25 protein-coding genes are annotated in these 22,628 nt (G+C 65.2%); 10 read left to right on the plus strand and 15 right to left on the minus strand.

All coding sequences use genetic code 11. The annotated features are described in order from the left end of the window. Nucleotides 1-46: 46 nt before the first annotated feature. Nucleotides 47-985 (minus strand): tyrosine recombinase XerC, encoded by a 939-nt coding sequence (locus ABMA46_RS01740; protein ID WP_348997918.1) that lies wholly within the window; start codon nucleotides 983-985, stop codon nucleotides 47-49. A gap of 70 nt (nucleotides 986-1,055) precedes the next feature. Between ABMA46_RS01740 and rimM the strand changes: the two genes are divergently transcribed. Then, on the plus strand, nucleotides 1,056-1,682 hold the full coding sequence (gene rimM / locus ABMA46_RS01745; protein ID WP_348997555.1) for a ribosome maturation factor RimM: 627 nt from the start codon (nucleotides 1,056-1,058) through the stop codon (nucleotides 1,680-1,682). After that, entirely contained in the window at nucleotides 1,679-2,380 is a 702-nt protein-coding gene (trmD, locus tag ABMA46_RS01750) for a tRNA (guanosine(37)-N1)-methyltransferase TrmD (protein ID WP_348997556.1), read from the plus strand. Before rimM ends, trmD begins: the two co-directional genes overlap by 4 nt. Here the strand turns inward: trmD and ABMA46_RS01755 are convergent. Continuing rightward, nucleotides 2,373-3,122 carry a sulfite exporter TauE/SafE family protein gene (locus tag ABMA46_RS01755; RefSeq protein ID WP_348997557.1) on the minus strand — a complete coding sequence of 250 codons (750 nt, stop codon included), beginning with the start codon at nucleotides 3,120-3,122 and terminating at the stop codon, nucleotides 2,373-2,375. The genes trmD and ABMA46_RS01755 overlap by 8 nt on opposite strands. 32 nt (nucleotides 3,123-3,154) lie before the next feature. Next, nucleotides 3,155-3,400, minus strand: a complete 246-nt coding sequence (locus ABMA46_RS01760) for a hypothetical protein (protein ID WP_348997558.1) — start codon at nucleotides 3,398-3,400, stop codon at nucleotides 3,155-3,157. Between the two features lie 75 nt (nucleotides 3,401-3,475). On the opposite strand from ABMA46_RS01760, the gene rplS reads away from it, so the two are divergent. The 8 genes from rplS (at nucleotide 3,476) to leuC (ending at nucleotide 9,358) form a co-directional block, all read left to right on the plus strand. Beyond that, nucleotides 3,476-3,997 carry a 50S ribosomal protein L19 gene (rplS, locus tag ABMA46_RS01765; RefSeq protein ID WP_348997559.1) on the plus strand — a complete coding sequence of 174 codons (522 nt, stop codon included), beginning with the start codon at nucleotides 3,476-3,478 and terminating at the stop codon, nucleotides 3,995-3,997. Nucleotides 3,998-4,200: 203 nt separating this feature from the next. Further along, a complete protein-coding gene (locus tag ABMA46_RS01770) occupies nucleotides 4,201-4,620 on the plus strand; it encodes an organic hydroperoxide resistance protein (protein ID WP_348997560.1) in 420 nt (139 codons plus the stop codon). After that, nucleotides 4,617-5,105: a MarR family winged helix-turn-helix transcriptional regulator gene (locus tag ABMA46_RS01775; protein WP_348997561.1), complete on the plus strand. Its 489-nt coding sequence runs from the start codon at nucleotides 4,617-4,619 to the stop codon at nucleotides 5,103-5,105. The genes ABMA46_RS01770 and ABMA46_RS01775 overlap by 4 nt, the downstream gene beginning before the upstream one ends. Nucleotides 5,106-5,282: 177 nt before the next feature. Then, nucleotides 5,283-6,083 carry a transporter substrate-binding domain-containing protein gene (locus tag ABMA46_RS01780; protein ID WP_348997562.1) on the plus strand — a complete coding sequence of 267 codons (801 nt, stop codon included), beginning with the start codon at nucleotides 5,283-5,285 and terminating at the stop codon, nucleotides 6,081-6,083. A 59-nt stretch (nucleotides 6,084-6,142) separates the two neighbouring features. After that, nucleotides 6,143-6,952, plus strand: a complete 810-nt coding sequence (locus ABMA46_RS01785) for an amino acid ABC transporter permease (protein WP_348997563.1) — start codon at nucleotides 6,143-6,145, stop codon at nucleotides 6,950-6,952. A gap of 72 nt (nucleotides 6,953-7,024) precedes the next feature. Next, a complete protein-coding gene (locus ABMA46_RS01790; RefSeq protein WP_348997564.1) occupies nucleotides 7,025-7,675 on the plus strand; it encodes a class I SAM-dependent DNA methyltransferase in 651 nt (216 codons plus the stop codon). 77 nt (nucleotides 7,676-7,752) lie between these two features. Then, nucleotides 7,753-7,881 (plus strand): hypothetical protein, encoded by a 129-nt coding sequence (locus tag ABMA46_RS01795; RefSeq protein WP_348997936.1) that lies wholly within the window; start codon nucleotides 7,753-7,755, stop codon nucleotides 7,879-7,881. Nucleotides 7,882-7,948: 67 nt separating this feature from the next. Then, nucleotides 7,949-9,358, plus strand: a complete 1,410-nt coding sequence (leuC, locus tag ABMA46_RS01800; RefSeq protein WP_348997565.1) for a 3-isopropylmalate dehydratase large subunit — start codon at nucleotides 7,949-7,951, stop codon at nucleotides 9,356-9,358. Nucleotides 9,359-9,484: 126 nt separating this feature from the next. Here leuC and lpdA read toward each other — a convergent pair whose 3' ends face one another. The 12 genes from lpdA to zapE form a co-directional block, all read right to left on the minus strand. Next, nucleotides 9,485-10,888 (minus strand): dihydrolipoyl dehydrogenase, encoded by a 1,404-nt coding sequence (gene lpdA, locus ABMA46_RS01805; RefSeq protein ID WP_348997566.1) that lies wholly within the window; start codon nucleotides 10,886-10,888, stop codon nucleotides 9,485-9,487. A gap of 21 nt (nucleotides 10,889-10,909) precedes the next feature. Beyond that, the gene (locus ABMA46_RS01810) at nucleotides 10,910-11,662 is read right to left on the minus strand and encodes an SDR family oxidoreductase (RefSeq protein WP_348997567.1); all 753 of its coding nucleotides are present in this window, start codon (nucleotides 11,660-11,662) and stop codon (nucleotides 10,910-10,912) included. Then, nucleotides 11,659-12,153, minus strand: coding sequence for a hypothetical protein (locus ABMA46_RS01815; RefSeq protein ID WP_348997919.1), 495 nt, complete (start codon nucleotides 12,151-12,153; stop codon nucleotides 11,659-11,661). The genes ABMA46_RS01810 and ABMA46_RS01815 overlap by 4 nt, the downstream gene beginning before the upstream one ends. Nucleotides 12,154-12,179: 26 nt before the next feature. Further along, nucleotides 12,180-12,584: an MAPEG family protein gene (locus ABMA46_RS01820; RefSeq protein WP_348997568.1), complete on the minus strand. Its 405-nt coding sequence runs from the start codon at nucleotides 12,582-12,584 to the stop codon at nucleotides 12,180-12,182. A gap of 55 nt (nucleotides 12,585-12,639) precedes the next feature. After that, nucleotides 12,640-13,923: a 2-oxoglutarate dehydrogenase complex dihydrolipoyllysine-residue succinyltransferase gene (odhB, locus tag ABMA46_RS01825; protein ID WP_348997569.1), complete on the minus strand. Its 1,284-nt coding sequence runs from the start codon at nucleotides 13,921-13,923 to the stop codon at nucleotides 12,640-12,642. A gap of 39 nt (nucleotides 13,924-13,962) precedes the next feature. Beyond that, entirely contained in the window at nucleotides 13,963-16,950 is a 2,988-nt protein-coding gene (locus ABMA46_RS01830; RefSeq protein WP_348997570.1) for a 2-oxoglutarate dehydrogenase E1 component, read from the minus strand. A gap of 105 nt (nucleotides 16,951-17,055) precedes the next feature. Then, complete coding sequence (sucD, locus tag ABMA46_RS01835; protein WP_348997571.1) at nucleotides 17,056-17,967, minus strand: succinate--CoA ligase subunit alpha; 912 nt, start codon at nucleotides 17,965-17,967, stop codon at nucleotides 17,056-17,058. 16 nt (nucleotides 17,968-17,983) lie between these two features. Beyond that, the gene (locus tag ABMA46_RS01840) at nucleotides 17,984-18,478 is read right to left on the minus strand and encodes a DUF1579 family protein (protein WP_348997572.1); all 495 of its coding nucleotides are present in this window, start codon (nucleotides 18,476-18,478) and stop codon (nucleotides 17,984-17,986) included. Between the two features lie 4 nt (nucleotides 18,479-18,482). Then, nucleotides 18,483-18,854 carry a cupin domain-containing protein gene (locus ABMA46_RS01845; protein ID WP_348997573.1) on the minus strand — a complete coding sequence of 124 codons (372 nt, stop codon included), beginning with the start codon at nucleotides 18,852-18,854 and terminating at the stop codon, nucleotides 18,483-18,485. A gap of 3 nt (nucleotides 18,855-18,857) precedes the next feature. Further along, the gene (gene sucC / locus ABMA46_RS01850) at nucleotides 18,858-20,051 is read right to left on the minus strand and encodes an ADP-forming succinate--CoA ligase subunit beta (RefSeq protein WP_348997574.1); all 1,194 of its coding nucleotides are present in this window, start codon (nucleotides 20,049-20,051) and stop codon (nucleotides 18,858-18,860) included. Nucleotides 20,052-20,084: 33 nt separating this feature from the next. Next, entirely contained in the window at nucleotides 20,085-21,053 is a 969-nt protein-coding gene (gene mdh / locus ABMA46_RS01855) for a malate dehydrogenase (protein WP_348997575.1), read from the minus strand. Between the two features lie 286 nt (nucleotides 21,054-21,339). Next, entirely contained in the window at nucleotides 21,340-22,545 is a 1,206-nt protein-coding gene (gene zapE / locus ABMA46_RS01860; protein ID WP_348997576.1) for a cell division protein ZapE, read from the minus strand. Nucleotides 22,546-22,628: the final 83 nt, after the last annotated feature.

Raw genomic sequence — 22,628 nt, forward strand, 5'->3', positions numbered from 1 at the left:
CAAAAGCGGCTGAAGCGTTAACCGTCACCGCGAAATTGTCCTCGTCTCAGGCACGCGGATGCGCGCGCTCGTAGACTTCCAGCAGCCGGGCGGCGTCGACGCCGGTATAGATCTGAGTCGTCGACAGGCTGGCGTGGCCGAGCAGTTCCTGGATGGTCCTCAAATCACCGCCGCGCCCGAGCAGATGCGTGGCGAAGGAGTGCCGCAGCGCATGCGGCGTCGCCGTATCCGGCAGGCCGAGCGCGGAACGCATCCGCGCCATCTCACGCTGGACGATGGCGGGATTGAGCGGTCCGCCGCGCGCGCCCCGGAAAAGCAGGCCGTCTGGCGTCAGATGATAGGGGCACAGCCGGCGATAATCCGCGACCGCCCGCAGGGCGACCGGCAGCACCGGAACCAGCCGCGTCTTGCTACCCTTGCCGGTGACGCGCAAAATGCCGTCGCGCGGCGAAGCGAGTTCGGCCGCCGTCAGGCCCAGCGCCTCGGAGATGCGCAGGCCGCAGCCGTAGAGAAGCGTCAGCACCGCCGCGTTGCGCGCGGCGATCCAGGGTTCTTCGGCAAGTTGTTCGCTGGTCGCCACGACACGGCGCGCGTCAGCGGCCGTCAGCGGCTTGGGCAGCGACTTGGGCTGTTTCGGCGCACGCAGCGCGGCCGCACCCGCGGCGTTCGCCAGGCCGCGCCTTTCGAGGAAGCGCAGGAGCGAGCGCACGCCGGCCAGGCTGCGTCCGAGCGTGCGGGCGCCGACGCCGCCATTGCGCCGCGATGCCAGGAAGGCGCGCAGGTCGGCCGATTTCAGGTCGGCGATGTCGGCGACGTCCGGCGGGCCGCCGCAATGGCCGGTCAGGAACTGGAGGAACTGGCGCGTGTCGCGCTCATAGGCCTCGACCGTCTCGGGCGACAGTCGCCGCTCGTTGGCGAGCGTCTTCAGCCAGTTCTGGCGCGCAGCCTGGAGGTCGGATCTGGCGGAGACGAGGAATTCCTGCATTGGCAGAGACAGGCCGGTTGAATAAACAAGCATCTCCCGACCCGGTTACCAAGCGGTGAAGCTGAGGCCCATGCCCCAATCGAAAAATCCCGTCCAGATGGCTGTCATCGGCGCCGCCCACGGCATCAGGGGCGAACTGCGGGTCAGGAGCTTCACGGCCGATCCGCTGGCGTTGGGCGACTACGGACCGCTCCACGCAAGGGATGGCCGCGTCTTCGAGGTCAGGGAAATCCGGCCGGCAAAGGACGTGGTCGTCGTACGCTTCGATGGCGTCGGGGACCGCAATGCCGCCGAGGCGCTGACCGGGACCGAACTGTTCGTCGATCGCTCGGCGCTGCCCGACGACGGCGACGAGGACGATTTCTACCATGCCGATCTCGTTGGACTTTCCGTCAGGGACGACAGCGGCGCGGTGATCGGCAGGGTCGCGGCGGTCCAGAATTTCGGCGGCGGCGACCTTCTCGATCTGACGCTGACTGGCCGCAAAGGCGTGCTGATCCCCTTCACCAAGTCGGCGGTGCCGGAGGTTTCCGTGTCCGGCGGCTTCATCCGCGTCGATCCCGTTGCGGCGGGACTGACGGAAGAGGACGAGGAACAGGGCGATGGTGCGGGCCGGGAAAAAGCCGTTTCCGGCCGCAGCGGCTTCGACACGAAACGGCGGCCGCGCGGGCCGAAGAAGACCGGAGGTGACCGGTGACGTTCCGCGCCTCGGTGCTCACCCTCTATCCGGAGATGTTTCCCGGCGCGCTCGGCCTGTCGCTGGCGGGACGGGCGCTGGAGACAGGCACCTGGTCGCTGGAGGCGATCCAGATCCGCGATTTCGCCACCGATCGTCATCGGACCGTGGACGACACGCCGGCCGGCGGCGGCGCCGGCATGGTGATGCGCGCGGACGTTCTGGGACGCGCGGTCGATCATGCGTCGCCGCAAGGCGATCCGCGGCCGCGCCTTTTGATGAGCCCGCGTGGCAAGCCGCTGACGCAGGCAAAGGTGCGGGAATTGGCGGCGGGCCCCGGCGCGGTCATCCTGTGCGGACGGTTCGAGGGTGTCGACCAGCGCGTCATCGACGCGCGGGGGCTCGAAGAGGTCTCCATCGGCGATTTCATTCTCTCCGGCGGCGAACCGGCCGCCCTCGTCCTGCTCGACGCCGTGGTGCGGCTGCTGCCCGGCGTCATGGGCAACGAAGCCTCCGGCGAGGAAGAGAGCTTCGAGAACGGACTGCTGGAGCATCCGCACTATACGCGGCCGCAGGACTGGGAAGGACGGACGATCCCGGACGTGCTGACGTCCGGCAACCACGCGAAGATCGCGGCATGGCGGCGCGGCGAGGCGGAGCGGCTGACGGCCGAGCGGCGGCCCGATCTGGCTGGGCGACCGTCAAAGCCCGCTACTTGACGAAGTAATAGACCGCCAGCAGCAGGCCGACGGCGATGACCGAGAAGCGCATGACGCTCTGGGGAACCCGCTTGGCGATCCACACGCCGCTCCAGCCGCCGATGGCCACCCCCGGAATCATCACGACAGCCTGCGGCCAGGCGACCACGCCGCCGGCGACGAAGACGATGATGGCCACCGCGGCGATCACCATGGCCAGCATGTTCTTCAGCGCGTTCAACCGGTGATAGTCGCCGGCCTGCGACAGGCCGAGGGAGGCCAGCATCATCACGCCCATGCCGGCGCCGAAGAAGCCGCCGTAGATGGCGGTGACGAACTGCATCGCAGTTCCGAAGGCCGAGCCTACGGAGGCGTGCTGCCCGGGCCTGGGTTTAGGCTTGAGGTAGGGACCGGCGGCGAACAGCGCCGTCGCGGCCAGAAGCAGCCAGGGCACCAGGGTGCGGAACTGCGGGTTGTCGAGTTGCAGCAGGATCCAGGAGCCGAGCAGCGAGCCGACGACGGAAGCGACGGCAAGCGCGATCGCGCCGCGCCAGAACGTCTTGAAATCCTCCCAATAGGCGAGGGTGGAGGTGATATAGCCGGGAAACTGGGTGATCGACGACGTCGCGTTGGCGACCACCGGCGGCACGCCGACCAGCGTGAGAGCCCCGAAGGAGAGGAAGGTGCCGCCGCCGGCCACGGCGTTGATCATGCCGGTCAGCACGCCGGCGCCGAACAGCAGAACGATGATGGATATGGTCACGAGCCGGTTCCAGATTGCAGGGTGCGACCCGTTTAGGTACACGATCCGGCGGGCGCAAGCGGCATTACCGGCTTCCGGCAGGTCCAGAAAAGAAGCCTCCCGGCCGACACGGGTACAAAAAATCCGGTCGCGAAGGCGTGACAAACGGGCAATTTCCCTGTATGTGCCCGCCCGATCCGGTCGAATGCGGCCGGCCCGTCAACAATGGCGGTGAAATCGCCCCTGTCGAAGGTCTGCCGCAAGGCGCGATCGACGGCATAGCCGAACGGCTCCGACACCGGGATTTCCCGGAGGATCTGCACGGCGAGCGCGGACGCTCTGACTGTCGGAAGAACAAGAAGTGGATTTTTGAGATGGACATCATCCGTCAGCTCGAGGCCGAGCAGGCCGCCAAGATCGAAGCCAAGCGCAAGCTGCCCGAATTCCAGCCCGGCGACACCGTGCGCGTCAACGTGCGCGTCACCGAAGGCTCGCGTACCCGCGTCCAGGCCTATGAGGGCGTCGTCATCGCCCGCGCCGGCTCCGGCCTGCACGAGAACTTCACGGTCCGCAAGATTTCCTATGGCGAGGGCGTGGAGCGCGTGTTCCCGGTCTATTCGCCGATGGTCGAGGGCGTCGAGATCGTGCGCCGCGGCAAGGTGCGCCGCGCCAAGCTCTATTACCTGCGCGATCGCCGCGGCAAGTCGGCCCGCATTTCCGAGAACACCGGCGTGCGCGCCCGCAAGCTGAACGAGGCCGAGCGCGAGGCGCTGGCCGCCGAGAAGGCAAAGATCGAGGCCGAGAAGGTCGCCGCCGCCGAGGCGCTGGCCGCCGAGAAGGCCGCGCAGGACGCCGCCGAGGCGAAGGCTGCCGAGGCGAGCGCCGCCGCCGAATAAGCGGGTTCCCGATCAGACGATCAGGGCGGCTTCGGCCGCCTTTTTCATTTGGCTGGCGCGTTTATGGACGAGTTCGGCAGCGCCGGCCGCTCGAAGCCCTCGACCGGATGGAATCCGATGATCCCGGCACCGACATCCTGTCAGTTGACATCTATTATTTAGCGTACTAAACATTAGTGCATTAATCAAAAGAGGAAAACATCATGTCCGTACTTTATTCCACGCAGGCCCGTACCCACGGCGGCCGCGCCGGCCATGTCGAAACGACCGACGGCCTGCTCAACATCGATCTGGCCACGCCGAAGGAGCTTGGCGGCCCCGGCGGAGCGACCAATCCCGAACAGCTCTTCGCCGCCGGCTACGCAGCCTGCTTCGAGAGCGCCCTTCGGCTCGTCGCCAGCAGGCAGAAGGCGCCGCTGGAAGATGTGACGATGATCTCGACGGTCGCGCTGCTGCCGAATGGCCAGGGCGGCTTCGTGCTCGATGTCGCGCTGGAGGCGCAGACGAAGGGTGTTGACCAGGCCGCCGCCGAGGCGCTTGTATCGGCCGCGCACCAGATCTGCCCCTATTCCAATGCGCTTCGCGGCAATGTCGACGTGAAGCTGACAGCGAAGGCCGCATGACAGGCACTGTAGCAGACGAGGCGAGACAGGTGCCGGCCGAGGAGGCCGGCTTCCTGCGGCTCGACCAGCATGTCTGTTTCGCCCTTTATACGGCGAGCGGATTGATGACGCGCATCTATCGCCCGCTGCTGGAGCCGCTCGGCCTGACCTATCCGCAATATCTCGCCATGCTGGCGCTGTGGGAACGCTCACCGAGCACGGTAAGCGAGGTGAGCGAGAGGCTCGGCCTCGAGCCGGCGACGCTGACGCCGCTGCTGAAGCGACTGGAACAGGCCGGCCTCATCACGCGCCGGCGCGACGAGACCGACGAGCGCCGCGTCCTGATCGAACCGACGGACGAGGGCCGCGCCCTGCGGGAAAAGGCGAAGGCCGTGCCCCGCGACCTGTCCTGCGCGATCGGCACTGACCAGGCGGAGCTTGCCGAACTACGCCGACTTCTGGGCGATTTCATCGACAGGCTGAAAGGCGCGACGTCACGAGAATAGCGCTCCGCATCGCCGGATATGCGGCGACGCTCTGCCGTTGGCGCCGTCCATGTTGATGCTACGTGATTCCGTCGCCGGCCAGCGGTCGGGCATCGTCGGTGCTTGCAAGGCGGCGCGGGGCCGCTAAAGTCGGCAGGGATTTGCCGCATTGGCGGCCGAACGCTTTCGGAGAGCCTGATGACCAAGCCAAGATTGCTGCTGGCGGTGCTGCTTGCCTGCCTGTTCGCGCCGATCGCCGCCCTGGCGGCAGACGGCCTGCCGGACCTCGCCGGCCGCAAGGTGGTCGTGGTGACGGAGAACGCCTATCCGCCGCTGCAGTTCGTCGACCCCAAGAGCGGCAAGCAGATCGGCTGGGAATACGACGCGATGAATGAGATCGCCAAACGGCTCAATTTCAACGTGGAATACCAGAACACGTCCTGGGACGCGATGATCCAGGCAGTCGCCGACAAGCAGTACGACATCGGCATGACCGGCATCACCATCAACGACGAGCGCAAGGCCAAGGTCGATTTCTCCGATCCCTACATGCGCAACGAGCAGTTCATGCTGGTGCGCGGCGACGAGACCCGCTTTACCGACGCCAAAAGCTTCGCCGCCGTCAAGGACGCGCTGATCGGCGCGCAGGCGGGAACCTCTCCGTTCTACACGGCCGTCTATGCCGTGCTCGATGGCAACGAACAGAACCCGCGGATAAAGCTGTTCGAGACCTTCGGCGCTTCCGTGCAGGCGCTCAAGACCGGCGACGTCGACACGGTGCTGACCGACTCCACCGCCGGCAAGGGCTACGTCGCGGCGTCGGACGGCGGGTTGAAGCTGATCGGCGGGCCGCTCGGCACCGAGGATTTCGGCTTCATCTTTCCGAAAGGATCGGACCTCGTGGCGCCCGTCAACCAAGCGATCGCCGCGCTGAAAGCCGACGGGACGTTCGAGGCGCTCAACAAGAAATGGTTCCTCGACTACACGATGGGCGAGTAAGCGGCCGTCTTGACCATCGATCCCCTCCATAAATCCTGCGACACCGTCATTTTTTGACGATGGCGCCCACATCGAAGCCTACATTCCCGTGGTGGCTGGCGGCGGCGGTGGCCATCGCCGTCGTGGCCGGGCTGGCGATCGCGTCGTCCGATCTTTATTCTCAGGTTTTCTCGACCGTCGCGGCAGGCATCGGCGTGACGATCTTCGTCACCATCGTCGCCTTCGTGCTGGCTTCGCTGCTCGGGCTCGGCATCGCGCTGATGGCGTTGTCGTCGTCGCGCTGGCTGATCCAGATCGCGCGCTTCTATGTCGAGATCATTCGCGGCGTGCCGATACTGGTCTTGCTGTTCTGGATCGCCTTCGTCGGCGCGCCCGCCTTCGTCGCCGGATGGAATTTCGTCACGCAGCCCTTGCAACAGGCCGGACTGACTGGCCCGTTGATGGTGCGCGACGTCTCGCTACTGTGGCGCGCCGTCATCGCGCTCACCATCGGCTATTCCGCCTTCATCGCGGAAGTGTTCCGCGCCGGCATCCAGTCGGTCGAGGCCGGACAGGTCGAAGCGGCCAAGGCGCTCGGCCTGTCGCGCTTCCAGCGTTTCCGGCTGATCGTCTTCCCGCAGGCGATCCGCACCATCCTGCCGCCGCTCGGAAACGATTTCGTCGCGATGGTGAAGGACTCCTCGCTGGTGTCGGTGCTCGGCGTCGCCGACATCACCCAGATGGGCAAGATCTACGCCGCCGGCTCTTTCCGTTTCTTCGAGACCTATTCGATCGTCGCCTATATCTACCTGATCCTCACCGTCGGCCTGTCACTGGCGCTGCGCGCGCTGGAGAAGCGGATGCGGCGCGCCTATGAGGTCCAACGGTAATTTCTTCCACTGCCCGCATTGACGGCAAGGCGCCCAGCGCCGAGGCTGGCAGAAGAAGGTTCGGGAGGAACAGTGGTGAAACCAGGCACCATCGTCGACAAGGCCAACGAAGCGCTCGATTCGGTCTATTCCGCGGACTCGCCGCAGGCCGTAGCGAAAGCCTACGCCGACTGGGCCGCCAGCTATGACAGCGAGACGGCGTCACTCGGCTACCTCCTGCCCTTCCTCATCACCGCCTGGGTGGCGCGTCACGTGTCGGCTGGAGAGGGACCGTTGCTCGATGCCGGCTGCGGCACCGGGCTGACCGGACCGCAGATGACGGCGCTGGGCTATACCGACCTCGCCGGCCTCGACCTTTCGAACGAAATGCTGACAATTGCCGCCGGGCGCGGCAGCTACAATGACCTGAAGCAGGCGACGCTGGGCGAGCGATTGCCCTGGCCGGACAATCATTTCCGCGCCTTCTTCTCGACCGGCGTGTTCACCATGGGTCATGCGCCTGCATCCGGCCTGCGCGACCTGGTGCGGATCACGCGCAGGGGCGGCCACGCCGTCTTCACCGTCCGCGACCAGGTTTTCGAAAAGGGCGGTTTCCAGGCTGTTTTCGACGAGTTGGAGCGGGACGGCAGGTGGCGCCCGGTGGAAGTCAGCCCCTGGTTCCGCTGTTATGCGGTGGCCGAGCCTGAGGCCCGGGTGAAGACGTTCGTGTTCGAGGTCCTGTAGCCTTCGAGGCAGGTTTGCCGGATATGCGACCCGGGAGCCCGGTATCGGCTTGATTGCCGTGCCGTCAAAAGATTGCTATGGACGCGCTCATGGAAGAGCTTTTCGGCGACCCCGCCTATAAGAAGTTCGTGCTGCAGGACCGCAAGCGCCTGCCGGCACGCTTCTTCGCGCGGGTCACCGGCGCCCCGACCAGCCGACTTCGCTGATCCCGGATCACCGCGCCCCGCCGCGCCAGCGGCACTCTTCCATTCTCGAATCGACGGATTTACGCAAATGAGCGCACCGCGCACCCTCTACGACAAGATTTTCGACGACCATGTGGTCGACCGCCAGGACGACGGCACCTGCCTGTTGTGGATCGACCGCCACCTCGTGCATGAAGTGACCAGCCCGCAGGCCTTCGAGGGCCTGCGCATGGCCGGCCGCAAGGTGCGTCACCCGGAAAAGACGCTGGCCGTGGTCGACCACAACGTGTCCACCTCGCCCGACCGCGTCAACGGCATCAAGAACGAGGAAAGCCGCGTCCAGGTCGAGGCGCTGGCGAAGAACGCCGCCGATTTCGGCGTCGAGTACTATTCCGAGAAGGACCGCCGCCAGGGCATCGTCCACATCATCGGTCCGGAGCAGGGCTTCACCTTGCCGGGCATGACGATCGTCTGCGGCGACAGCCACACTTCGACCCACGGCGCCTTCGGCGCGCTGGCGCATGGCATCGGCACCTCGGAGGTCGAGCACGTGCTGGCCACCCAGACGCTGATCCAGAAGAAGGCCAAGAACATGCTGGTGCGCGTCGACGGCCAGCTTCCGCCCGGCGTCACGGCCAAGGACATCATCCTCGCCATCATCGGCGAGATCGGCACGGCCGGCGGCACCGGCTATGTCATCGAATATGCCGGCGAGGCGATCCGCTCGCTCTCGATGGAAGGCCGCATGACGGTCTGCAACATGTCGATCGAAGGCGGAGCCCGCGCAGGCCTGATCGCGCCGGACGAGACCACCTTCGCCTATGTCAAGGACAAGCCGCGCGCGCCGCAGGGCGCGGCGTGGGATGCAGCAGTCGATTACTGGAAGACGCTGAAGACGGACGAGGGCGCGCATTTCGACAAGGTGGTGGTGCTCGACGCCGCCGCGCTGCCGCCCATCGTCACCTGGGGCTCCTCCCCCGAAGACGTCGTGGCCGTCACCGGCATGGTGCCGGACCCGGACGGGATCGAGGACGAGAACAAGCGCAATTCCAAGAAGCGCGCTCTGGAATATATGGGCCTCGCCGCAGGCACCAAGATCACCGACATCGCGCTCGACCGCGTCTTCATCGGCTCCTGCACCAACGGCCGCATCGAGGATTTGCGGGCCGTAGCGGCGGTGGCCAAGGGCAAGCATGTCGCACCGACCGTCAACGCCATGATCGTCCCGGGCTCCGGCCTGGTGAAGGCGCAGGCGGAAGCCGAAGGGCTGGACAAGATCTTCATCGAGGCCGGCTTCGACTGGCGCGAGCCGGGCTGCTCGATGTGCCTTGCCATGAACGACGACCGGCTGGCGCCGCATGAGCGCTGCGCCTCGACCTCCAATCGCAATTTCGAAGGCCGGCAGGGTTTTAAAGGCCGCACCCACCTCGTCTCGCCGGCCATGGCGGCGGCGGCGGCGATCGCCGGCCATTTCGTCGACATCCGCGACTGGAAATAATCGCAGGCCGCCGGTCTGCGTTCACGATAAAGGCCCGGTCGATGCCGGGCCTTTTGCTTTGCGATGATCAAGGCATTTGCAAACAGCCGGACTGCTCGCTGTCCTGGCGCCAGCTCGGATGCGCGATCAGATATGGATCGGCTTGAAGAAAGTTGCGAGTGCCGCCTCCTTCACCGCTTCCGACATGGTAGGATGCGCATGACAGGTGCGGGCGAGGTCTTCCGACGAGCCGCCGAACTCCATCAGCACCGCAGCCTCGTGGATCATCTCGCCGGCACCGAAGCCGACGATATGGACGCCCAGCACCCGGTCCGTCTGCTTGTCGGCCAGGATCTTCACGAAACCGTCCGTGTGCAGCATGGCGCGTGCCCGGCCGTTGGCGGTGAAGGGGAATTTTCCCACCTTGTAGTCGATGCCCGCCTTCTTCAGCTCTTCCTCGGTCTTGCCGACCGAAGCGACTTCCGGGCTGGTGTAGACGACGCTCGGGATCACCTCGTAGTTCACATGCCCCGCCTGCCCGGCGATGCGCTCGGCCACGGCGACGCCCTCGTCCTCGGCCTTGTGCGCCAGCATCGGCCCCGCCACCACGTCGCCGATCGCCCAGATGCCCGGCACGTTGGTCTGCAAATGGCCGTCGGTCTTGACGCGGCCGCGCTCGTCCACCTCGACGCCGGCCTCCTTGAGACCCAGCCCGTCGGCATAGGCGCGCCGGCCGGTGGCGACCAGCACGACATCGGCCTCGATCGTCTCGGCATCGCCGCCCTTCACCGGTTCGAAGGTAACGCTGGCGCCTTTCTTGTCCCTGGTGACGGCGGTGACCTTCGATCCGAGCTTGAACTCGAAACCCTGCTTGGAAAGCAGGCGCTGGAACTGTTTCGATACCTCGCCGTCCATACCGCCCAAGATGGTGTCGAGGAACTCGACCACGGTCACCTTGGCGCCAAGCCGCGCCCACACCGAGCCGAGCTCCAAGCCGATGACGCCGCCGCCGACCACGATCAGCCTTTCCGGCACTTTTTCCAGCACCAGCGCGCCGGTGGAAGACACGATCACCTTCTCGTCGATGTCGACCTTAACGCCCGGAATGCCGGCAACCTCGGAGCCGGTGGCGACGACGATGTTCTTCGCCTCGATCTCCTGGACCTTGCCGTCCTCGCCGGTGACGGAAATCTTGCCGGCGCCGAGCACCTTGCCGGTACCGCGGAAGGAATCGATCTTGTTCTTCTTGAACAGGAAGGCGACACCGTTCACGTTCGCGGCGACGGTCGTGTCCTTGTGCGCCATCATCTTCTTCAGGTTCAGCTTCGGCGCCACCTCCACGCCCAGCGTGTCGAAGGCATGACCGGCCTCGGCAAACATCTCGGAAGCGTAGAGCAACGCCTTGGAGGGAATGCAGCCGATGTTGAGGCAAGTGCCGCCGAAGGTCGCGTTCTTTTCGACCACGGCGACCTGTAGACCGAGCTGCGCCGCCTTGATGGCGCAGACATAGCCTCCGGGTCCGGAACCGATCACCACAACGTCGTAAGCCATGTTTTTTCCTTCCAGTGACTGTCAGCGGCCGCCGCTCACGTCGAGCAGCGCGCCGGTTGTATAGGATGCTTCGTCGGAAAGCAGCCATAGCACGGCCGCGGCGATTTCTTCGGCGCGGCCTTCCCGGCGCATCGGGATGAGCCCGCGCAAGCGCTCCAACCGATCGGGCTGGCCGCCGGAAGCATGAATCTCAGTATCGATCATGCCCGGCCGCACCGCGTTGACACGCACGTCCTCCGTCGCCACTTCGCGGGCGAGACCGACGGTAAAAGTGTCGATGGCGCCCTTGGAGGCGGCGTAATCGACATATTCGCCGGCGCTGCCGAGCGTGGCAGCCACCGAAGACAGGTTGACGATCGCGCCGCCCTTGCCGCCATGCGCGGTGGACATGCGCCTGACCGCCTCGCGCGCACACAGGATGGAGCCGATCACGTTGACGCGGAACATGCGCTCCAGCCGCGCGCTGGACGCGTCCGCGAGCCGGGCTTTCATGTCGACGACACCGGCATTGTTGACCAGCCCGTCGAGCGCGCCGAAACGGCGATCGACGGTTTCGAACAGAGCCGTGATGTCCGCTTCGTCGCCGACATTGGCCTGGATGGCAAACGCTTCGCCGCCGCCTTTTTCCACCTGCTGGACGACGGCCTCGGCAGCGGACCGGTTCGAAGCGAAACTGAATGCGACGCGCCAGCCGCGCTGCGCGGCCAGTCGGACCGTGGCGGCGCCGATGCCGCGGCTGCCGCCGGTGACCAGAAGCGTCTTTTGCCGGCTCATTCCTGGCATCCCTGCAGCGCGAACACGTCCCACGGAACCTTGGAAAATCCATGCTCGCCATGAGCGGCCGAAAGGCGCAGCGACGGGCCGAGATCGGGAAAGATCAGGGTCGGCGGCGCATCCGCCCCCTGTCCCGGCAGCAGCGCGATGGTGCCGCGCTCGTCCGAAGTATAGATCACGCCCTGCCAGACGGTGCAGGCGGTGAGTTCCGCGCCGGTGACGTCGCCCTCCGGGCACCTATACATCAGCGTGCCGCGCGGCCTACGCGCATCGTCGTCGCTCCACTCGACGATGCCGTCGAGCACCGTGGCGTTGTCGAGCACCATGCGGAAGCTGTTCGTCACCGTGGCGGATTCTCCGGCCGGCCGGAAGTCGATCCCCGCCGCCTGTCCAGGATCTCCGTAGACGGCAAGCTCGATCGGGCAGGCGGCTTGCGCCGGCACAACGCCGAGCGCCATCGCACAGGCCACAAACACCTCAGCCGATCGCATCGCGGACATCAGGCGCTCACGCATGCTCACGCCATCAGTTGCCAGAGCATCATCACCAGGCCGACGATCGAGATACACCAGGCCAGCGTTCTCAGCACAGGCACGCCGAAGGCGTAGAGCGGCAGATAGACCACGCGCGCGAGCAGCCACACCCAGGCGCCGGTGGCGGCGATGCCGCCGGCCTTGCCGGTGATCGCGAGCGCCAGCGCCAGCGCGATGTAAGCCGGGTAAGTCTCGAGCAGGTTTTCCAGTGCCCGCTTCAGACGGCCAGCCACCGGATTGCGCGATTCCTGCTCCTGGTCGCGCGGCCCGAGCAGGTAGGACGGGCCGAGGTCGTAGATCGAAACGGCCTGCAGGACGATCTGGGCAAGCAGGAGCACCACGCTCCATGCCAGCACGTGGATTTCGGTCGATGCGGCGGCGGCTTCCATCACTGCCTCCTGTCCGGCGTCATGCGACGCCTGTTGGCGGCCTCGGGATCAGGACCTACAGATCGAGCACCAGCCGTTCCGGATCCTCGAGGCTTTCCTTGACGCGCACCAAGAAGGTCACCGCTTCCTTGCCGTCGACGATGCGGTGATCATAGGACAGCGCGAGATACATCATCGGGCGGATCACCACCTGCCCGCCGAGCGCCACCGGCCGTTCCTGGATCTTGTGCATGCCGAGGATGCCCGACTGCGGCGCATTCAGGATCGGCGTCGACATCAGCGAGCCGTAGACGCCGCCGTTGGAGATGGTGAACGTGCCGCCCTGCATGTCGGCGACCGACAGCTTGCCGTCGCGGGCAGCCACGCCAAGCCTTCCGATTTCCTTTTCGATCTCGGCGATCGACATCTGGTCGGCATCGCGCACCACCGGCACGACGAGGCCTTTTTCGGTGCCGACCGCCACGCCGATATGGGCGAAGTTCTTGTAGATGATATCGGTGCCGTCGATCTCGGCGTTGACTGCGGGAATCTCCTTCAGCGCATGAGTGACGGCCTTGGTGAAGAAGCCCATGAAGCCGAGCCTCACACCGTGCTTCTTCTCGAAGACGTCCTTGTATTTCGAGCGCAGGTCCATCACCGCCTTCATGTCCACCTCGTTGAAGGTGGTGAGCATGGCGGCGCTCGCCTGCGCGTCCTTCAGCCGGCGCGCGATGGTCTGGCGCAGCTTGGTCATGCGTACGCGCTCCTCGCGCGGCGCGTCGTCGGCCGAGGACGGAACACGTGCCTGCGCGGGTGCTGCCGGTTCCTTAGGCGTTTCGGCCGGCTGCGAAGGCGCGCCGCGGGCGATGGCGTCGAGCACGTCGCCTTTCAGCACTTGGCCGCGCTTGCCCGAGCCCGAAACCTGATCGGCCGAAAGATTGTTCTCCGCCAGAAGCTTCGCGGCCGAAGGTGCCGGCGGCATGGAGCGCTCTTCCACCGGACCCTCGCCAGCGGTCTTTGCCTGCTGCGCGGCGGCTTCCCTGGTCGTGGCGGCAGCCGTCGGGGCCGACGCCTGCGCGACTGCGGTCTCCTGCTTCGGAGCAGGCGCCTTCGCGCCTACGCCATCCGCGGAGATCGATCCGAGCAGCGCTCCGACCTCGACCGTCTCGCCCTCCTTGACGACGATCTCGGCCAGCGACCCGGCGCCGGGCGCCGGAACCTCGATCGTCACCTTGTCGGTTTCCAGTTCGACCAGCGGTTCGTCCGCGGCGACCGCGTCTCCCACCTTCTTGAACCACTTGCCGACGGTCGCTTCGGTGACCGATTCGCCCAGCGTCGGGACTTTGATTTCGGTGGCCATTGTCGTTTCCGTTGTTGGAGGTTTCGTCTGCGAGCGGCCTCAGCCGCCCAGCGAATCTTCGAGCAGCGCGGAGAGCTGCGCCAGATGCTTCGACATCAGGCCGGTCGCGGGCGAGGCCGAAGCCGGCCTGCCGGTGTAACGCACGCGCTGATGCTTGGCGTCGATATGGGCGAGCACCCATTCCAGGTAAGGGTCGATGAAAGACCAGGCACCCATGTTCTTGGGCTCTTCCTGGCACCACACCATCTCCGCATTGCGGAAGCGCGACAGCTCGGTGATCAGCGCTTTGGCCGGGAACGGGTAGAGCTGCTCGACGCGCAGCAGGTAGATGTCGTTGATGCCCCGCTTCTCGCGTTCCTCGTAGAGGTCGTAGTAGACCTTGCCCGAGCACAGCACGACGCGGCGGATCTTGGAATCCTTCACCAGCTTGATCTGCTGGTCCGGCAGCATCTGCGCGTCGTCCCACAGAAGACGGTGGAAGGCGCTTTCGCCGGCCATTTCCGACAGAGTCGAGACCGCCCGCTTGTGCCGCAGCAGCGACTTCGGCGTCATCAGGACCAGTGGCTTGCGGAAGTCGCGCTTGAGCTGCCGGCGCAGGATGTGGAAATAGTTAGCCGGCGTGGTGACGTTGGCGACCTGCATGTTGTCTTCGGCACAAAGCTGCAGGTAGCGCTCCAGGCGCGCCGAGGAATGTTCCGGCCCCTGGCCCTCGTAGCCGTGCGGCAGCAGGCAGACCAGGCCCGACATGCGCAGCCACTTGCGCTCGCCCGACGAGATGAACTGGTCGAATATGACCTGCGCGCCATTGGCGAAATCGCCGAATTGCGCTTCCCACAGCGTCAGCGCCTTGGGTTCGGCAAGCGAATAACCGTATTCGAAGCCGAGAACCGCCTCTTCCGAGAGCATCGAGTTGATGACCTCGTAACCGGCCTGCGCGGGCGAAAGATTGTTGAGCGGGATGTAGCGCGTCTCGTCCTTCTGGTCGTAGAGGACCGAATGCCGCTGCGAGAACGTGCCGCGCTCCGAATCCTGCCCCGACAAGCGGATCGGGTTGCCGTCGAGCAGGATCGCGCCGAACGCCAGCGCCTCGGCGGTCGACCAGTCGATGCCTTCGCCCGATTCGATGGCGTGGCGGCGATTGTCGAGGAAGCGCTGGATCGTCTTGTGCGCCTCGAAGCCTTTCGGCACTTCGGTGAGCTTCTTGCCGATCTCCTTCAGCGTCTTGAGCGGCACGGCCGTCTTGCCGCGCCGCAGCTCGTCCTGGCTGTCGGCGGTACGCAGGCCCGACCAGGCACCGTCCAGCCAGTCGGCTTTGTTGGGCTTGTAGGACTGACCGACCTCGAATTCGGTTTCGAGATGGGCGCGCCAGTCGGCTTTCATCTTGTCGAAATCGTCCTGCGTCAGCAGCCCTTCGCCGATCAGCTTGTCGGCATAGAGCTGCACCGTCGTCTTGTGGCCGCGGATCGCGCGGTACATGACCGGCTGCGTGAAGGCTGGTTCGTCGCCCTCGTTGTGGCCGAAGCGGCGGTAGCAGAACATGTCCACGACCACCGGCTTGTGGAACTTCATGCGGAACTCGGTCGCCACCTTGGCCGCATAGACGACCGCTTCGGGATCGTCGCCGTTGACGTGGAAGATGGGCGCTTCGATCATCTTGGCGACGTCGGACGGATAGGGCGAGGAGCGCGAGAAGCGCGGATTGGTGGTGAAGCCGATCTGGTTGTTGATGATGAAGTGCAGCGTGCCCGCCACGCGGTGGCCGCGCAAGCCCGACAGGCCGAGCATTTCCGCGATGACGCCCTGCCCGGCGAAGGCCGCGTCGCCGTGCAGCAGCAGCGGCATCACCTTGGCGCGCTCTTCCAGCGGCACCATCTCCTCGCGTCCGCGCCCGAAGAGCTGGTCCTGCTTGGCGCGCGCCTTGCCCATCACCACAGGATCGACGATCTCCAGGTGAGACGGATTCGCGGTCAGCGACAGATGCACCTTGTTGCCGTCGAACTCGCGGTCCGACGAGGCGCCGAGATGGTACTTCACGTCGCCCGAGCCCTCGACGTCGTCGGGAGCGTAGGAACCGCCCTTGAACTCATGGAAGATGGCGCGGTGCGGCTTGGCCATCACCTGGGAGAGCACGTTGAGCCGGCCGCGGTGCGCCATGCCGAGCACGATCTCCTTCAGGCCGAGTTGGCCGCCGCGCTTGACGATCTGCTCCAGCGCCGGGATCAGCGATTCGCCGCCGTCGAGACCGAAACGCTTGGTGCCCTTGTACTTGACGTCGATGAACTGCTCGAAGCCCTCGGCTTCGATGAGCTTCGACAGGATCGCCTTCTTGCCCTCGGCGGTGAAGGAGATCTCCTTGTCGGCGCCTTCGATGCGCGCCTGGATCCAGCCCTTCTCCTCGGGGTCGGAAATGTGCATGAACTCGACGCCGAGCGTCGAGCAGTAGGTGCGTGTCAGGATTTCCAGCATCTGCCGGATGGTGCCGAATTCGAGCCCCAGCACGTTGTCGAGGAAAATCGGTCGGTCGTAGTCCGCCTCGGTGAAGCCGTAGGTCTCGGGCGACAGCTCGTTGTAGTCTTCCGGCGGCGTGGCGATGCCGAGCGGATCGAGATTGGCGTGCAGGTGGCCGCGCATCCGGTAGGCGCGGATCATCATGATGGCGCGCACGGAGTCCCGCGTGGCCTGATGGACCTCGTCGTCGGACATCATGTGGCCGTTAGCGGCCGCCTTGTCCTTCACCTTCTTCTCGATGACCTTCTCGACGAGCGGCCAGTTGCCGTCGAGCGCGGAGACGAGTTCGCCGTTCGCGATCAGCGGCCAGGAGGGCTTCGCCCATGACGCGCCGCGCGCGTTCTTGCGGACGTCTCCGGCATCGTCCTTCAGCGCGGCGAAGAACGCCTGCCACTCGGGATCGACGGACGACGGATCGTCCTCATAGGCGGCCTGGAGCTGCTCGATGTAATCGGCATTGCCGCCATAGAGGAAGGAGGTGATCTCGAATTGGTCGTTGGCCTGATCTTGTCGTGCCATCTTTTGCTCGGAGCTTCGGCTCCGTCTCCTGCTTGCGGCAGTCGGTACTAGGCAGTTGGCAGTCGCATCATGAAGACGACTGCCCATTGCCGACTGCCCATTGCCTCATCCCTTGATCGCTTCCATGAGCGTCGTGCCCAGTCGCGCCGGCGACGGCGAAACCTTGATGCCGGCCGATTCCATCGCCGCGATCTTGTCTTCAGCGCCGCCCTTGCCGCCGGAGATCACCGCGCCTGCATGGCCCATCGTGCGTCCCACGGGCGCCGTGCGGCCTGCGATGAAACCCGCCATCGGTTTCTTCCGGCCCTTCTTCGCCTCGTCCTTGAGGAACTGCGCGGCGTCCTCTTCGGCCGAGCCGCCGATCTCGCCGATCATGATGATCGATTCTGTGGCCGGATCGGCCAGGAACATCTCCAGCACGTCGATGAACTCCGTGCCCTTGACCGGATCGCCGCCGATGCCAACGGCGGTCGTCTGGCCAAGGCCGACATTGGTAGTCTGGAACACCGCTTCATAGGTAAGCGTTCCCGAGCGCGAAACAACGCCCACCGACCCCTTGCGGAAGATGTTGCCCGGCATGATGCCGATCTTGCATTCGTCCGGCGTCAGGATGCCGGGGCAGTTCGGCCCGAGCAGCCGAGACTTCGACTTTTCCAGCCGCGCCTTGACGCGCACCATGTCGAGCACCGGAATGCCTTCGGTGATGCAGACGATGAGGGGGATCTCGGCATCGATCGCCTCGATGATCGCCTCGGCCGCGCCTGCCGGCGGCACATAGACCACCGAAGCGTCGGCGCCGGTCTTTTCCCTGCCTTCGGCGACGGTCGCGAAGATCGGCAGGTCGACCTCCCTGTCGCCGGCCTTGCCGTGCCAGGTCTCGCCGCCCTTCTTCGGGTGGATGCCGCCGACCATCCTGGTCCCGTGATAGGCCAGCGCCTGCTCGGTGTGGAACGTGCCGGTCTTGCCGGTCAGGCCCTGGACCAGGATCTTGGTGTTCTTGTCGACGAGAATGGACATGCCTGGACCTTCTTGCTCAAAAAATTGTTCGGGAAGGCGAAACACGCCGGAAGGTGCCCTTCGCCATGTCTTGCCAGTCATCGGAACCGGCGCGCTTGAACTGCAGATTGGTGCGGTATCCGTCAGCCGCGTCGACCATGTAGGTCATGCGCGCCGCGCCCCGTGGCGACGAGCGCTCCAGAACCAGTGTATCGCCGTCCCATGAGCCGGTCGCCGGGCTTGCCGGGAAAAAACCCATCGAATCGAAGGCGAACATCTTGGTAAGCCCGTCGGCCTGATCGAAGCCGAAGACGTTGTGCGCTGCAAAGCTTTCCCGGCCGTCGCGGACCTGCCGATAGCGCTGCATCACGAACAGACCGCCGAACTCGACGACCGTCTCGACCTCGGCCCTTGCCGGACCGGCAGGCGCCCACTGCGTGGCCGACATTTCTTCCTCGCCGCGCCACGTGCCGACCAGCGCCTGCAGGCGCTGGTGACCGGGGGAAAGCGTCTGGGAAGGGTTGGCGTTCATGGCACTAGAGCCGCTTCAGCTCGGTGACGGTAAGATCGCTCTCGGCGTTACCGGTGTTGAGCGTCGTCGCCGGCTCGAACATCAGCACCACAGGCTCGCTGGTCAGTGAACGCGGCCGATGCTCGACGCCGCGCGGCACGACTATGAAGTCGCCTTCGCCGAGTTCGACCGAACCGTCGCGGAAATCGAGGGCGATCCCGCCGCGCAAGACGAGGAACGCCTCGTCTTCGGCCTCATGCACATGCCAGTCGAAGACCTCTCCGAACTTGGCGACCTTGGCCTGGCTGTCGTTCACGTCGCCAGCGATATGCGGATCGAAGACCTTCTCGATCGTCTGATCCGCCGCCTGGACGAGATTGATCTTGCGGGGAGGCATTGCTCAGCCTTTCACTGCCGCCACGATCTTCTTCGCCGCGTCGTCGAGATCGTCGGCGGAGGTGACGTTGAGTCCGCTCTCGCGGATGATCTTCTTGCCGAGTTCGACATTGGTGCCCTCGAGGCGAACCACCAGCGGCACCTTCAGCCCGACTTCCTTCACCGCCGCGACCACACCCTCGGCGATGATGTCGCACTTCATGATGCCGCCGAAGATGTTGACCAGGATGCCCTTCACCGCCGGGTCTGCGGTGATGATCTTGAACGCCGCCGTGACCTTCTCTTTCGAGGCGCCGCCGCCGACGTCGAGGAAGTTCGCCGGTTCGGCGCCGTAGAGCTTAATGATATCCATCGTCGCCATGGCAAGGCCGGCGCCGTTGACCATGCAGCCGATGTTGCCGTCGAGCGCGACGTAGGCGAGGTCGTATTTCGACGCCTCGATCTCCTTCTCATCCTCTTCGGTCGTGTCGCGCAGGTCGACGACGTCCGGATGACGGAACAGCGCGTTGTTGTCGAACGACACCTTGGCGTCCAGCAGCCTGAGCCGACCGTTCTTCATGACGATCAGCGGGTTGACCTCGAGCAGGCTCATGTCCTTTTCGACGAAGGCCTTGTAGAGCGCCGGGAATACCAGCGCGCCGTCGTCGGCTGCGCCGCCGGTAAGCTTCAGCGCCGCGTTGATCGCTTTGACATCGGCGTCGGTGACGCCCTTTTCCGGATCGATCGCCACGGTGACGATCTTCTCCGGCGTGTCATGGGCGACAGTCTCGATGTCCATGCCGCCCTCGGTGGAAACGACGAAGGCGACGCGGCCGACCGAACGGTCCACCAGGATCGACAGATAGAGTTCGCGGTCGATGTCAGCGCCATCCTCGATATAGAGGCGGTTGACCTGCTTGCCGGCGGGGCCGGTCTGCTTGGTCACCAGCGTATGCCCGAGCATCTCGTTGACGTTGGCGACGACCTCGGCCACCGACTTCGACAGGCGAACGCCGCCCTTGCCGTCGGGTCCCAGTTCCTTGAACTTGCCCTTGCCGCGTCCGCCGGCGTGAATCTGGCTCTTCACCACATAGAGCGGGCCGGGCAGCTTGCCGGCGGCGGCCTCAGCCTCGTCCTTCTTCATGACGGGCACGCCGTCTGCGACCGGCAGGCCGTAACCTTTCAGAAGCTGCTTGGCCTGGTATTCGTGAATGTTCATGGCTGGCGCCCTCTTCTGGCTTCGGAGGCTACGTTACTTGCTGCCGAGTTGCGGCGCGATGCCCGTGCAAGCCTCGGTCAGGCTCTGCACCGCGGCAAGCGACTTCTCGAACATGACCTGCTCGGCCTTGCTGAAGTCGAGCTCGATGACGCGCTCCACGCCGCCGGCGCCGATCACCACCGGCACGCCGACATAGGTATCCTTGACGCCGTACTGGCCGTTGAGATGGGCGGCGCATGGCAACACGCGCTTCTTGTCCTTCAGGTAGGACTCGGCCATCGCAATGGCAGAAGAGGCGGGCGCGTAGAAGGCCGAGCCGGTCTTGAGCAGGCCGACGATCTCGCCGCCGCCCTTGCGGGTGCGTTCGACGATGGCGTCCAGCTTCTCCTGGCTGGTCCAGCCCATCTTGACGAGGTCGGGCAGCGGAATGCCGGCGACGGTTGAGTAGCGCACCATCGGAACCATGTCGTCGCCGTGACCACCCAGCGTCATGGCCGACACGTCCTCGACCGAAACCTTGAATTCCTCGGCCAGGAAATAGCGGAAGCGCGCCGAGTCCAGCACGCCGGCCATGCCGACCACATGGGTCTTGGGCAGCCCGGAGAACTTCTGCAGCGCCCACACCATCGCGTCGAGCGGATTGGTGATGCAGATGACGAAGGCCTTGGGCGCATACTTGCGGATGCCGGCGCCCACCTGCTCCATCACCTTGAGATTGATGCCGAGCAGGTCGTCGCGGCTCATGCCGGGCTTGCGCGGCACACCGGCGGTGACGATGCATACATCCGCGCCCTCGATGCCGGCATAGTCGTTGACGCCGGTATAGCCGGCGTCGAAACCTTCCACTGGGGAGGATTCGGCGATGTCCAGTCCCTTGCCCTGCGGAATGCCCTCGGCGATGTCGAACAGCACCACGTCGCCCAGTTCCTTCAGGCCGATCAGATGGGCCAGCGTGCCGCCGATCATGCCCGAGCCGATAAGCGCTATCTTGTTGCGTGCCATGTCAGGATCGTTTCCCTTGAAAGACGGCGCCGTGTGCGCCTGAGGAGGATCGGAACGGCGGGAAGGCCGCGAAATTTCGCCGCACCCCATACCGCCACGATGCTTGAAATTCAACCGGTTATTTCAACCCAAGCAAATTCAATCGGTTAGATGAACTTTGGCTTACGTAAACGTCAAAGTTCATCGTCATATACGTTTTAGCAGACCCTCTTTCGCTCCAGAAGATATATACTGGGCAATGACGCATTTGTGACGAGCCGCGCCAGCGACACCGGTCGCCGGCCGGTCAGGCAGAGGCCGCCGTGGCCCGCGCCGCGGCGCCGCCGTCTTTCTGATGCCGGCTCTCCCAGTCCTCCAGCCAGTCGCAGCTCTGCATCTCGATCAGGCGCGAGGCGGTGCGGTCGAATTCGAAGGCTTCGGTGACGCCGGCACGCCCGGCATAGAGCCGGTCAGGCGGCGCTTCGGCGCTGATGATGGCCCGCATCTTCTTGTCGTAGAGCGTGTCGACCAGCAGGATGAACCGCTTGGCGGCATTGCGCCGCGTCTGGTCGAGCACCGGCACGTGATCGATGAGGATGGTGTTGAAACGCTCGGCGATCGCCAGATAGTCGCGCGCGCCGAGCGGCGCATCGCAAAGCTCGGCGAAGGAAAAACGCGCCGACCGGCCGGCGGCGCGCGGCACCGCTACCTTGCGGCCCTTGACGGCGATCGTCGCTTCCGTTTCCACACCGTGCGAGACAGCCGCCCAGGCCTGGTCCATCTCCCGTTGCGCGGCAGCGTCGTCGGGCGTGAGATACACCGGCATGCGCGCGAGCTTGTCCTGCCGGTAGTCCTTCTGCGAATCCAGCGCCACGATATCCGCATTGCGCTCCAGAAGGGCGATGAAGAGCAGGAAGAGCTGGCGGTTCAGCCCGTCCCTGTAGAGATCGTCGGGCGCCACGTTCGAGGTCGCAACCAGCACGACTCCGGCGGTGAACAATGCCGAGAACAGGCGCGACAGGATCATGGCGTCGGCGATGTCGGTGACCGAGAATTCGTCGAAGCACAGCACCCAGGCCTGATCGGCAAGCTGGCGCGCCACCGGCGGGATCGGATCGTCTTCCCTGACCGTGCCCTCCTTGCGCGCCGCGCGGTGCTTCTGGATACGGTCGTGGGCGTCTGCCATGAAATCGTTGAAATGGACACGCCGCTTGCGCCGTACCGGCACGAGCTCGAAGAACATGTCCATCAGCATGGTCTTGCCGCGGCCGACGCCGCCGTGGATATAGAGCCCCTTGACCGGCTCTTTTGTCTCGCGCTTGCGGGCGAACAGCCATCCGAGCGCGCTCGACTTGTGGGCCAGTCGCTTGGCCGCGATCTCGTCGATCAGCCGATCCAGGCGATCGGCGATCTTTTCCTGCTCCGCATCGCGCGCGATCGCGTTCGTCTCGGCCAGATGATCATAGCGCTGGCGAACCGTCGCGCGGGTCTGGAGGCCATCACGCAAGTGCATGCGAGGTCCGTGCGGTCTTTGAGGTGAAGCTTGGAGTATCCCGAAGCCAGCCGGAATCGGCTGGCTTCGCGTCAATGCGGTCG

Origin of the sequence: Mesorhizobium hunchu (genome assembly GCF_040081975.1) — a bacterium.
Lineage (GTDB): Bacteria > Pseudomonadota > Alphaproteobacteria > Rhizobiales > Rhizobiaceae > Mesorhizobium > Mesorhizobium hunchu.